This is a genomic window from Bacillus capparidis (assembly GCF_017832095.1).
Classification (GTDB): domain Bacteria; phylum Bacillota; class Bacilli; order Bacillales; family Bacillaceae; genus Bacillus; species Bacillus gobiensis.
The window spans coordinates 51,388-63,193 of record NZ_JAFDST010000010.1 but is presented as its reverse complement, the minus strand read 5'-3'; the positions used below and the strand labels follow the sequence as shown (position 1 = coordinate 63,193).

Annotated in this window: 16 protein-coding genes and 1 rRNA gene; 12 read left to right on the top strand and 5 right to left on the bottom strand. The window is 41.7% G+C overall.

Annotation, left to right across the window (positions count from 1 at the left end; translation table 11 throughout):
• Positions 1-91 (top strand): 5S ribosomal RNA (rrf, locus tag JOC74_RS22975); the annotation flags it as partial.
• A 269-nt stretch (positions 92-360) separates the two neighbouring features.
• Here the strand turns inward: rrf and JOC74_RS22970 are convergent.
• The 4 genes from JOC74_RS22970 to JOC74_RS22955 all read right to left on the bottom strand — a co-directional run bounded on the left by JOC74_RS22970 (position 361) and on the right by JOC74_RS22955 (position 3,303).
• Complete coding sequence (locus tag JOC74_RS22970; protein ID WP_264080197.1) at positions 361-534, bottom strand: DUF2651 family protein; 174 nt, start codon at positions 532-534, stop codon at positions 361-363.
• 97 nt (positions 535-631) lie between these two features.
• Positions 632-991 (bottom strand): hypothetical protein, encoded by a 360-nt coding sequence (locus JOC74_RS22965; RefSeq protein WP_053605076.1) that lies wholly within the window; start codon positions 989-991, stop codon positions 632-634.
• 312 nt (positions 992-1,303) lie between these two features.
• Positions 1,304-2,533 carry an MFS transporter gene (locus JOC74_RS22960; RefSeq protein WP_053605078.1) on the bottom strand — a complete coding sequence of 410 codons (1,230 nt, stop codon included), beginning with the start codon at positions 2,531-2,533 and terminating at the stop codon, positions 1,304-1,306.
• A gap of 20 nt (positions 2,534-2,553) precedes the next feature.
• A complete protein-coding gene (locus tag JOC74_RS22955) occupies positions 2,554-3,303 on the bottom strand; it encodes an IclR family transcriptional regulator (RefSeq protein ID WP_053605079.1) in 750 nt (249 codons plus the stop codon).
• A 265-nt stretch (positions 3,304-3,568) separates the two neighbouring features.
• Between JOC74_RS22955 and JOC74_RS22950 the strand changes: the two genes are divergently transcribed.
• The 3 genes from JOC74_RS22950 to JOC74_RS22940 all read left to right on the top strand — a co-directional run bounded on the left by JOC74_RS22950 (position 3,569) and on the right by JOC74_RS22940 (position 5,775).
• Positions 3,569-3,763 (top strand): sigma factor G inhibitor Gin, encoded by a 195-nt coding sequence (locus JOC74_RS22950; RefSeq protein ID WP_053605080.1) that lies wholly within the window; start codon positions 3,569-3,571, stop codon positions 3,761-3,763.
• Positions 3,764-3,938: 175 nt separating this feature from the next.
• Entirely contained in the window at positions 3,939-4,556 is a 618-nt protein-coding gene (locus JOC74_RS22945) for a 5-bromo-4-chloroindolyl phosphate hydrolysis family protein (RefSeq protein WP_053605081.1), read from the top strand.
• 31 nt (positions 4,557-4,587) lie between these two features.
• Positions 4,588-5,775 carry a toxic anion resistance protein gene (locus tag JOC74_RS22940; protein ID WP_053605082.1) on the top strand — a complete coding sequence of 396 codons (1,188 nt, stop codon included), beginning with the start codon at positions 4,588-4,590 and terminating at the stop codon, positions 5,773-5,775.
• A gap of 72 nt (positions 5,776-5,847) precedes the next feature.
• Here the strand turns inward: JOC74_RS22940 and JOC74_RS22935 are convergent, their stop codons facing one another.
• A complete protein-coding gene (locus tag JOC74_RS22935) occupies positions 5,848-6,090 on the bottom strand; it encodes a hypothetical protein (protein WP_053605083.1) in 243 nt (80 codons plus the stop codon).
• A gap of 198 nt (positions 6,091-6,288) precedes the next feature.
• Here JOC74_RS22935 and JOC74_RS22930 point away from each other — a divergent pair, with 198 nt between their 5' ends.
• The 8 genes from JOC74_RS22930 to JOC74_RS22895 all read left to right on the top strand — a co-directional run bounded on the left by JOC74_RS22930 (position 6,289) and on the right by JOC74_RS22895 (position 11,804).
• Positions 6,289-7,731, top strand: a complete 1,443-nt coding sequence (locus JOC74_RS22930; RefSeq protein WP_053605084.1) for an aminotransferase class I/II-fold pyridoxal phosphate-dependent enzyme — start codon at positions 6,289-6,291, stop codon at positions 7,729-7,731.
• Positions 7,728-8,351: a dTMP kinase gene (gene tmk, locus JOC74_RS22925; protein ID WP_053605085.1), complete on the top strand. Its 624-nt coding sequence runs from the start codon at positions 7,728-7,730 to the stop codon at positions 8,349-8,351. The genes JOC74_RS22930 and tmk overlap by 4 nt, the downstream gene beginning before the upstream one ends.
• 60 nt (positions 8,352-8,411) lie before the next feature.
• Positions 8,412-8,741 (top strand): cyclic di-AMP receptor DarA, encoded by a 330-nt coding sequence (gene darA, locus JOC74_RS22920; protein ID WP_053605086.1) that lies wholly within the window; start codon positions 8,412-8,414, stop codon positions 8,739-8,741.
• A 12-nt stretch (positions 8,742-8,753) separates the two neighbouring features.
• Positions 8,754-9,191 (top strand): YaaR family protein, encoded by a 438-nt coding sequence (locus JOC74_RS22915; protein ID WP_053605087.1) that lies wholly within the window; start codon positions 8,754-8,756, stop codon positions 9,189-9,191.
• Between the two features lie 12 nt (positions 9,192-9,203).
• The gene (gene holB / locus JOC74_RS22910; RefSeq protein WP_053605088.1) at positions 9,204-10,193 is read left to right on the top strand and encodes a DNA polymerase III subunit delta'; all 990 of its coding nucleotides are present in this window, start codon (positions 9,204-9,206) and stop codon (positions 10,191-10,193) included.
• A 2-nt stretch (positions 10,194-10,195) separates the two neighbouring features.
• Positions 10,196-11,023, top strand: coding sequence for a competence/sporulation regulator complex protein RicT (gene ricT, locus JOC74_RS22905; RefSeq protein WP_053605089.1), 828 nt, complete (start codon positions 10,196-10,198; stop codon positions 11,021-11,023).
• Positions 11,024-11,037: 14 nt separating this feature from the next.
• Positions 11,038-11,403, top strand: coding sequence for a DNA replication initiation control protein YabA (gene yabA / locus JOC74_RS22900; RefSeq protein ID WP_053605090.1), 366 nt, complete (start codon positions 11,038-11,040; stop codon positions 11,401-11,403).
• A 122-nt stretch (positions 11,404-11,525) separates the two neighbouring features.
• Positions 11,526-11,804 (top strand): spore germination protein, encoded by a 279-nt coding sequence (locus JOC74_RS22895; RefSeq protein ID WP_053605091.1) that lies wholly within the window; start codon positions 11,526-11,528, stop codon positions 11,802-11,804.
• The last annotated feature ends 2 nt before the right edge of the window (positions 11,805-11,806 follow it).

Below are 11,806 nucleotides of genomic sequence, written 5' to 3'. Positions count from 1 at the left end.
CACCCGTTCCCATGCCGAACACGGAAGTTAAGCTCTTCAGCGCCGATGGTAGTTGGGGGATTCCCCCTGTGAGAGTAGGACGCCGCCAAGCACATCGTAGGAAAAGGATCAGCTTATCCAAGCTGGTCTTTTTTCTGTTTAAAATGGATAATAGAAAAACTTATATTAGAAAAATTCCCGTTGTCAATATTTTAAACAAAAAGTAAATGAAATGTTTAGAAAATAATTGACTCCATTGAATATTAGAAGAGCATGTTATGAAAATAGATTATCAAAACATGCTCTTCTTGCAATTTATCTGTATATTCTTTTATAAAAACCCATGTTCAACTTAATATTTGGCTGTCATTTATGACCTTTTTATCTCTTTATTAAGTTTGCTATAGACTTAGTGATTAAACCAGAAATGAAACAAGCTCCAGTCATAATGGATACCCAAATTAGGAATGTTGGTTCCGGACCAATTTCAATAAACATATAGCCTAAAGAAAATATCAACACAATTACAACCATTATCCATACCTTTTTAAAGATTAAATATCCTATAATCCCTAAAACAAAAGAGAACGCTGGCAGGATAAGGAGTAAGAAATACGCGGGGTTTAATAGTGGGTTAATATCAGTATCCTCCTTAACTGTCGTTATTCAATAATTCAAACCGAGCAATTTCCCACTCTTTCTTTGCTTTTAATTGAGTGGTTTTCACCTTTTTTCCAGACTTCAGTTCATACGAAGTTATTTCTCCAAGAACATTATCCTTCTGCATATCAAATCCTTTAATCAAAACATACATCTTATTAGTGTCGAACTGAACATCATTCAATAAAAAGTCATTATTCCCAGCGTAAAAATCGAATGAACTTTTCTTATTAATATTCTTATCATAAATGTTCACTTTTCCATTATACGAAACTGCTATGATTTCGTCTTTTAATATTTTCAATCTTTCTGGATGGAAAGAAGCCACCATCCTTGTCATTAGTTGGGGCATATTTGGGTCAGCTGTGCAGTAGAGCCAAAGTCCTCAAAATCGCACAGCAGAAGAGATGGTGCGAGATGTGTTGGTGGTTTTGGCGGCGGGTAATGGAGGCTTATTTCAGCCAAGAGCGGATATATTCCCACAATGGCAGGATATCTCGCCAAAATAGTCGCATAAAGGAAACCAGCTTCAGTCAGTGCGACTCGAAGGGGACAGGCAACAAAAAAAGAGACCAGAACCAAGGCTCTGATCTCTCTGATTTACTTCAATTATTATCTTTATTCCTACCTCGTACCTTGGGTAGCAAAGACTTCCAAGGCAGCGTTACTGTTCAAATAATTGCTGTTTTTTATCTAAACCATAATTAACGAATGCCAGAATAATAGCTCCGACAACCATGAGGGCGCCGATCCAAGCGGTATGAATAAGTCCGATGCTGTCCGTAACGATGCCTCCAATGTAGGAGCCTGAAGCAATTCCAATATTAAAGGAAGAAATGGTGAATGCTGATGCTATATTTCTGGCGGTGGGCACGAATTTATCAGCTAAGGACACAGTATACACCTGTACACCGGCGTTCATCATAAAGGCAAACAGCCCCATGAAAAAGACGGTCACGAGTCCCAGTGCTTGAAATGGCGCTGTTAAAGAAAAAACAGCCAATATCACGGCCTGAAGCAGAAACACTACGCGTAGCCCCTTAATTGGATATTGGTCGGCAATCTTTCCGCCAATCAAATTCCCGATCGCCACTGCAACGCCATATACGAGTAAAATGACACTAACAGAGCCTTCCGCAAATCCGGTAATGTCTTGCAGGATGGGTGCTAAAAAAGTATACGATACAAACGTACCCCCAAATCCTAGAATGGTCATGAGAAGTGCAAGGATAACCCGGCCATTAGAAATCAGATTCACTTGATCTCTAAAGGTAGGAGGAGCATCCATTTTTATGTTTTTCGGTAAAAAGAGAAGTAAACAAATAAAGCCGATAATTCCTAACAGAGCAACTCCGATAAATGTCCATCTCCATCCGAACGCTTGACCGATGACCGTACCAAATGGCACACCCAAAATGGTTGCAATGGTTAAGCCGGATAGCATCATTGATACTGCACTGCCTTTTTTATTTGCGGGAACCATTTCAGCGGCAACTACAGTTCCAACGGAGAAAAATACGCCGTGCGCAACAGCTGTTATAATTCGGGAAATTAAAATAAGTCCAAATGTTGGAGCAATGGAGCCTGCTGCATTTCCTAAAATAAATACGACCATAAGCATAAATAATAGCTTTTTACGGGGCATTGATCCGGTTAATGAAGTGAAAATCGGCGAGCCAATGGCAATGCCTATTGCATAGGCTGAGACTAGTAGCCCGGTCTGAGATTCAGTTACATGCAATGCGTCCGCTACGGTTGGCAGCAATCCGACAATGACAAATTCTGTCGTGCCAAGCGAAAAGGTGCAGATGGCCAGCGAAAGAAGAGCAATCCAGCTCTGTCTGGTCATCACAGACGCTTGTGCTTGTGGTTCTGCTGAAGCATTTAATTCCATGTTGTTTCCTCCTTTTCTTTTTAAAGAGATGCCGAAATCTCTTTGGCGCATTTTTTAACCAATTCGACATGAGCCTCGTCTTTTTCTTTGGACACACGAACGGAGGGACCCGAGATCGCAACGGCAGCTATCACTTGATCACCTTTATAAATCGGCGCACTGACACATCGGACGCCAATTTCACCTTCTTCATTGTCTAAGGAATACCCGTTCTTTTTGATACGATCTAGTTCCTCAAGAAATAAATCAAGCGATGTAATGGTGTGATCCGTCCTTTTTTCAAACGTTAAGCTGTTAATGATCCGGGATTGCTCGTCTTTTTCTTTAAACGCTAAAATACATTTTCCGATCGCGTCTGCGTGAAGAGAGAGCCGATCGCCGACTTCAAGGTGGGTTCGTGTCGCATATTTTCCTTGGACGGCTTGTGTGATCATCATTTCCGTTCCTTGCATCATGCCAATGTACGTTGTCTCTCCTGTTTCTTGACTCAACTTATCCATAAAAGATACAGACTTCCACGTTAAATCGTAATTTGTGTGCTTGCTCTTCTGGAGAATCTTCGAGATAAGAGTGTCAGATATTTCATAACGATTGTTATTTTTCGAAATGAAATGGTTCTGTTCCAACGTGCTAACCAACCGATACGTGGTACTTTGGTTAAGCTGCAGCATTTCAATGATTTCTTGAATGGACAAGCTCGGATGCTCTAGAAGCAGCTGAAAAATATCCAACCCTTTTTTTAACGTCCCAACCTCATTTCGATTTTGCATTCGTGTGCCACCTTTATTTTCGAGTTCAGACATAAGGATAGCAGTATAGAAAAGGATTTTCAAATATAGAGAATCAAAAAGCATTTATTATCCATAATGGAGAAAAATAACGAACTACACCTACTTTTATTAAGCCTAATCATTCGAAATCTGACATACACTCTAATCGAAGGAGATTCATATAATAAATGGACCTGAGAAATAATTCAGAATATTGTATAGAAAATAGGCTGCCGGGGCATACTAAAGCCATGGAGGTGGGAGCATGAGTGAGGAATCCCGTTATGGGGAAACGTGCATTATATGTGATGAAAAGAAGAATGCAGGTATCCATGTTCAAATGAAATTCATATGTTTACAATGTGAGAGAAAAATAGTAGCTACCTCTGCATCTGATCCTGAGTATAAAGAATACGTAAAAAAATTAAAAAGCTTGCATACCCCCCCATTATATTCATAGACCGTTACTGGTCTTTTTTTATTTCAACGATCCGTTAAAAGTCTGATTAAAAGGAAAGATTAATGAGAGGAGACAAATTCCTCTCTTTTTTATACAATGGAAATAGAATGAAACTTTTATCAAGTTCAGACCGTATAGTTTATAGAAGAATGAATAACAGGGAGCGAATCGTAAAATGAGATCATTTTTGCATGTCCTGACGGGAGCTGCGTCGGCTTCCACGATAGCAGTGATCACAGGGCTGATTAGTTATTTCGCTTTTGGACAAACGTTTTTAATCTCGAGTTTGTATGCTGTGGGCGGATGGTTTGTCGTTTTTTCAGGAACGCTCTGGATTGGACACTATCTCTATTTACGGAAAAATCAGCTGTCGATGCGAGAATATATTTATATTAAGAAAAACCTGCATGAGGCGAAATTGAAAATTGCTCGTTTACGTAAGGCGTTATTTGCGGTGAAAAATCTGCATACGATTAAGCAAAATTTTGAGATTTTTCGCATAGTCAAACGCATATATGTCATTACCAAGAAAGAGCCAAAACGGTTTTATCAAGCAGAAAAATTCTACTTCGAAAATTTGGAGTCAATCGTTGAGCTGACAGAGAAGTATGCGCTTCTTGCCACACAGCCAAAGAAAAATGCGGAAATACAGATGTCTCTAAGCGATACCCGCTGGACGATTGCCCAGCTTGCTGAGAGTTTGGAAAAGGATTTGTACGATCTGCTTGAAAAGGATATTGATCATTTGCAGTTCGAATTGGATGTAGCTAAGCATTCATTAAGCAAAAAATAACGGGAACATCCAGAGAAAGGAGCGACCCCTGATGAGCAATGAGAAAAGCAACGCTGCACAATCCTCATTTGATGATTTGCTGGCTGATCCATTTGGCGATCATGAGGCCATTCCTGCAAGTCCGCAAAAAAACGAGAAAAAGCAGGCGAGACTTATCGACGTGCTGCCGGAAGAAAACAAGGAAAAGGCACGCCAAATTGCCGGACAAATTGATCCGCATAACCAGCAAAGCCTGGCGATGTATGGGACTTCCGCCCAGTCCAAGCTTTTGAATTTTTCTCACCAAATGCTTGATCATGTCCAAAAAAAGGACATAGGCGAGGTTGGCCAAATACTTGGCGATCTCATGAAACGGCTTGAAAATGTAAATCCGGATGATCTGACTCCGCAAAAGAAAAACGTGATTTCCCGTTTATTCGGAAAGGTATCCAATTCCATTCAGGAGGTACTCTCAAAATATCAAAAAACTGGTGCGCAAATTGATCGGATCAGCGTCAAGCTGGAGCATTCAAAGAAAGCGTTGATAGGCGACAACAAATTGCTCGAGGAGTTATATGAGAGAAACAGAGACTATTTTCAAGCCTTGAATGTCTATATCGCAGCCGGAGAGCTGAAAATAGAAGAGATTCGAACGAAACTGCTGCCCGAGCTTCAAAAAAAGGCAGACTCCGGACACGACCAAATGGCTGTACAAGACGTTAATGATATGATGCAGTTTGTCGATCGGCTGGAAAAACGGATTTACGATTTAACGCTTAGCCGGCAAATTACTGTTCAAAGCGCTCCGCAAATCCGCCTCATTCAAAATACGAATCAAGCACTCGTCGAAAAAATTCAATCGTCGATTATGACGGCGATTCCATTGTGGAAAAACCAGGTGGCAATTGCCCTCACGCTTATGCGCCAGCGCAGTGCGGTTGAAGCGCAGAAGCAAGTGTCGAAAACGACGAACGAGCTGCTTTTGAAAAATGCAGAAATGCTGAAGGCCAATACGATTGAAACGGCAAAAGAAAACGAACGAGGGCTTGTCGACATTGAAACGTTAAAGAAAGTTCAGGAAAATCTCGTCGGAACGCTGGAAGAAACCTTGAAAATTCAAGAGGAAGGCCGAACGAAGAGACAGCAGGCAGAGCAAGAAATATTGGCCATGGAAGACGACTTAAAGCAAAAGCTGCTGAATATAAAATCAGACCAAAACAATCAAACGTATTTGCCGTAGGAGCCTTTTTTGGAAAGGCTCTTTTTTAATTTCAGTGAAAAAAATTCAGGAACAGCGTTTTCAAATTATCACTTATGGCCCAAATAAAGAATATCCTATAAATATGAAAATAAAAAAGCTGAAACTCATAATCGCATTCAAAATAGTGAATACATAGCTTTTGCCAAAAATACCAAGAGCTATTCCAATTGGACCGACTAAAAAAGTAAAAGTCCAGAAAGGGCTGCTTATTTGAAAAATGAGATTAGGCGCCCAAAGCAAGAGACATATTATAAAACAAGCGAGTGACCAAATTTTTAAGTTTTTTTTATTCATAAAAACAACCCCCGTTCGCCTGAATTTCTTATGTTACGGATTGGTTATGGTAAGCTGTTAAAATATGTGTCAAAAATAATTATATAATAATATTTACACAGGAAAAAAACCCTTTTCCTAGCTTTATACTTGGTATGGGAACTTATGTTACAATACAAGTACAACAAATAAGAACATATTTTAAAAGGATCGTTCAAATTGAAAACACCATTATTCCACGCCTTACTGCGCCACGTGCAATCCAATCCTTATTCGTTTCATGTGCCGGGACATCACAACGGGGATGTCTTTTTTGATAAGGCCCGCCCCTTTTATGATTCACTGCTTGCGCTTGATCTGACAGAAATAGAAGGCTTGGACGACCTCCATCATCCCGAAGGCGTGATTAAGGAAGCACAGGAGCTGGCCGCAAAGCTCTACGGTGCATGCGAAACTTTTTTCTTAGTTAACGGCAGCACTGTCGGCAACCTGGCAATGATATTGGCCTCGTGTCAGCAGGGTGATACGATCTTGGTGCAGCGGAACTGCCATAAGTCGGTGTTTCACGCCGTCGAGATGGCCGGCGCTTACCCGGTTTACCTTAGCCCGGAAATTGACTTGGACATGAAGCTGCCCACTCACGTGTCGGAGGAGACACTGAATAGAGCGATGTCGCTCTATCCTGAAGCAAAAGCGATTGTACTGACAAATCCGACGTATTATGGCCACGTGACAGACCTGGCACCATCGATCAAGGAGGCCCATCGCCGCGGAATTCCTGTCCTTGTTGATGAAGCGCACGGCGCGCATTTTGTATTGGGCAAGCCGTTTCCATTGTCTTCCCTGCAGATGGGTGCTGATGTCGTCGTCCATTCGGCTCATAAGACGCTGCCGGCGATGACGATGGGATCCTATCTTCATCTCAACAGCGACCGGATCAACAGAGAACGGATCGCTTACTATCTGTCAATTTTGCAAAGCAGCAGCCCATCTTATCCGATTATGGCTTCACTTGATTTGGCAAGAGCCTATCTTGATGAGATCATCTATTCAAATCAGCTGGAAGCGATTGTGAAGGATATTGCATCATTTCATGGCTTGTTTGCGGAAATGCAGCATGTTGAAATTAAAAAACCAACAGATCCGTCCATTCAAACAGATCCGTTAAAGCTTGCTGTCCAATCAAAGTGCGGGCATACTGGATATGAATTAAAGGAGCTGTTTGAAGCGGCTGATGTTCATCCGGAAATGGCAGACGAACAATTTGTGCTTTTTGTGCTGCCCATGGAAAAGAACAGATCGATTTCTAAAGTACGTTTTCAAGCGATAGACAAGGAAGTAGAAAGGACAAGGCGGCAAGGGCGGAAAGCTCTCACGTCGGATCAACCGTCTGAAAAAATAACGGAATTAGCGTATGACAAAGAAATACTTGCGTCATTCAAAAAAGAACCGCTCTCCCTTGAAAAGACAATCGGCCGCGTGTGTGCGGGACCAATTATCCCGTATCCGCCGGGAGTGCCACTACTTTTGCCGGGAGAACGAATTATAGAGGAAAAAGCTGAGATACTAAAGAGGCTTATTGATCAGAAAGCCCGGATACAAGGGAACGGGATCAATCACAATTATCAATTACTTGTTTATATAGAAGAGGAGACACCATGACAGGAGTATTTATTACATTTGAAGGACCAGAAGGAGCAGGGAAAACGACAATTCTTCAAAAGGTTAAAGAGCGGCTTGAAAAGGATGGCCACAGCGTCACCGCTACACGGGAACCAGGGGGAATTGACATTGCCGAGCAAATTCGCCAAGTGATTTTAAAAGAAGAAAACACTGCGATGGATGCAAAGACAGAAGCCCTCCTTTACGCGGCAGCAAGAAGGCAGCATCTTGTTGAAAAAGTATTGCCAGAGCTGAAAAGCGGGAAAATAGTCTTGTGTGACCGATTTATCGACAGCTCGCTTGCGTACCAAGGGTTTGCAAGAGGTCTTGGCATCGATGAGGTCTATTCGATTAACCAGTTTGCAATCGGAGACGCAATGCCTGACTTGACGATCTATTTTGATATCGATCCTGAAGAAGGCTTAAAGAGGATTGAAGAGAGCAGCGACAGGGAAAAGAATCGTCTTGATTTAGAAACGATTGAATTTCATAAGCGAGTGCAGCAGGGCTACCAGGAAGTGATCAAGCGATTTGCAGGCAGAATCGAGACCGTTTCTGCTGAACGATCGATTGAAGACGTTTGTCACGATGTCTATTCCATTATTCAAAAGAAAATATGACCTAATGGCCTATATGATATAATAAGAAATAATGTTTTCAAATACGAGGAGGTCCGAAAATTGAAACTAATCATTGCAGTCGTTCAAGATCAAGATAGCAATACCTTGCTAAAAGCATTGACTGAAAATAATTTCCGCGTTACTAAGCTTGCAACGACGGGCGGATTTCTTAAGTCAGGCAACACGACATTTATGATCGGTACAGAGGATATTCGCGTAGAAAAGGTGCTTGATATTATTAAGCAAAACGGAAGGAAACGCGATCAGCTCGTTACTCCTGTATCTCCAATGGGAGGAAACGCTGACTCCTATGTTCCGTATCCAGTAGAAGTTGAAGTCGGCGGTGCGACCGTGTTTGTTATGCCGGTTGAAAAATTCCATCAATTTTAAGGTGAACGGATAGTGAAAATTAATCAAGACGTTCGTATCACGGAGCTGCAAAAGCAGATTTCGGCCAAGCAAGCAACTACGTCCCCTTCTTTTAAATCCGCTATGGAAAAAGAAAAGGGAAGGCTTCAAGCGGATCAGCTGACGAAGCTGTTGTCTGACATAGAAGAGTTTGGAAAACGTCTGGCCAAGTCGAGAAATTTTAAAGACTTGGCCAGATTCAAAGGGTTAGTTAAACGATTTGTAAAGGAAGCTGTCGAAAGCGGTTTATCTCTCGAAGAATCGAGAAGCTTTGACCTTTATGGAAACAGCCGGACGTTAACCGTTGTAAAAGAATTGGACACAAAACTGATTCAGCTGACGGAGGATCTATTGAATAAAGAACAGGATTCCGTTTTATTGCTGGAACGAATCGGCGAGATCAAGGGACTATTAATAAACCTGTACACATAGAGAGTTGATAAAATGGGTAGAAGCTGGACTGAAATGGAGGGCCATCAGCCGGCCGTAATGAAGCTTTTTTCAAATAGCATAAAAAAAGAGCGCTTGGCTCATGCTTACTTGTTTGAAGGCGGGAGAGGCACGGGGAAATCAGACGCTGCCTATTTGCTGGCGAAAAGTTTTTTCTGCCTTGAATCGGGTGTTGAGCCTTGTGAAACGTGCAGAAACTGCAAACGAATCGAGTCAGGGAATCATCCGGATGTATTCGTCATTCGTCCGGACGGCCAATCGATAAAAAAGGGCCAAATCCAGGCACTTCAGGAAGAATTTAAAAAGACAGGTGTCGAATCCAAAAAGAAACTGTACATTATTTTTCATGCAGATCAGATGACGGCCAATGCGGCAAACAGTTTGTTGAAATTTTTGGAGGAACCGAATCCCGGAACAATGGCCGTTATAGTTACCGAGCAGCCGCAGAAGCTGCTTAATACGATCATTTCCAGATGCCAAATGTTAACATTCAGGCCGCTGGCTCCTTCTTCCATTGAAAAAGACCTCATCAAGGAGGGTGTCTCTGCACACTTGGCGGCTCTTTTATCTAATTTAACGGGAAATGTGGCTGAAGCACTCGAATTAAGTCGGAATGAAGAGTTTGCAGAAGCAAGATCGATAGTGATAAAATTATATGAAGTGTTAACTCATCGAAGAGGACATGCTTTCTTTTATATACATGACAAGTGGATGCCTTTTTTTAAAGAAAAAGATCAGCAGGAGCTTGGACTGGATCTGTTACTGTTCATCTATCGTGATGTGTTGTCCATTCAAGTGGGAAATAATGGACAGGTTTTATATCAGGATTTGATGGACAATATAGAGTCTCATGCATTACAATCAACGCAGGCAGTCGTAATGAACCAAATTCATGCTGTGCTGGAAGCTAAAAAACGGCTTCGTTCCAACGTGAATGCCCAGGTACTGATGGAACAGCTGGTGTTAACGTTGCAGGAGGGATAACCTTGTATAATGTAATTGGAGTCCGTTTTAAAAAAGCGGGGAAAATTTATTATTTCGATCCAAATGGATTTCAGATAGAGCGCGACACAAACGTAATCGTTGAAACCGTCAGAGGCGTTGAATACGGACATGTTGTGATCGTAAATAAAACGGTGGAAGAGCATGACATTGTGCTTCCGCTTAGAAAAGTCATCCGTGTTGCTGATGAGCGCGATAAGATGATAGTTGATGAAAATAAGGAAGCCGCTGCACAAGCTTTTGGCATTTGCCAAAAAAAAGTGGCCGAGCACGGGTTGGATATGAAGCTGGTAGATGTTGAATTCACCTTTGACCGCAACAAAGTGATCTTTTATTTCACAGCTGATGGAAGAGTCGATTTCAGAGAGCTGGTGAAGGATCTGGCTTCTATTTTTAAAACACGAATCGAGTTAAGGCAAATCGGGGTCAGAGATGAAGCGAAAATGCTCGGCGGAATCGGGCCGTGCGGAAGAATGCTTTGCTGCTCTACCTTTCTCGGTGATTTTGAACCGGTATCTATTAAAATGGCGAAGGATCAAAATTTATCATTAAATCCTACTAAGATATCTGGTTTATGCGGAAGGTTAATGTGCTGCTTGAAATATGAAAATGATGAGTACGAAACGGCAAAAGAACAGCTTCCGGATATCGGTGAATTCATTACGACAACAGACGGACCTGCGAAAGTGGTTGGCCTGAATATCCTTGAACGAATCCTTCAGGTTGAGCTTACAGAGAGAGATAAAGTCGTAGAATACACTTGGGAAGAATTGCTCGAAGAAGGTGTTGTTTCCGCTCAAACAACAGATTGACGAGGTGGAGAACCTTGGATAAAAAAGAATTATTCAGTGCAGTCAGCAGTATGGAGGAACAAATCGGCTCCTTATATAAGCAGCTGGGAGATTTAAAGCTTCATATTGGTGAAATGATCGAAGAAAATCATTATCTACAGCTTGAAAATAATCATCTCCGCCAAAGGCTTGAGGAAAAGAACAACGGTGCAGCTGTGGAAGAAGAGCCTGTTTCTGGAGAAGAAAAAACCGAAAAAATGGTATCTGCGGAAATCGGAGAGGGCTATGATAATTTGGCGCGCCTTTATCAAGAAGGCTTTCACATTTGCCCCATCCATTACGGCAGCGTCCGTAAAGACGGTGATTGTCTGTTTTGTCTTTCTTTTTTAAATAAGAAGTAATAAATGGCTCCCGAAGAGATTCGGGAGTTTTTTTTGTAGAAAATGATTGATTTGATAAGAGACAGGAGCACGGGAATAGAAAAAAAGAATGCATAGAATGCGTGTAAGAGGAGGAATAGAACATGAGAAAACAATGCAATATTACAATTAACAGTGTTACCGGCGGCGGGGTTGTTAATTTTGGCGGGGCTTATAAAATCTCTCCTGTTACTTTCACAAAAACTGTATCGTCAGCAGAGGGAAACTCTGTACAGGGGAACACGACAGAGGAAATGCCAATGGACGAAGCATCTGGAGAAGTTATGGTTAATTCAAACACCCGCGGTTTCAAAACAAAAGAAATCGTTTATAATCAAGGAAACAGTGATAATGCTTTAAGAGTTACAATAAGAAAGGAATAATA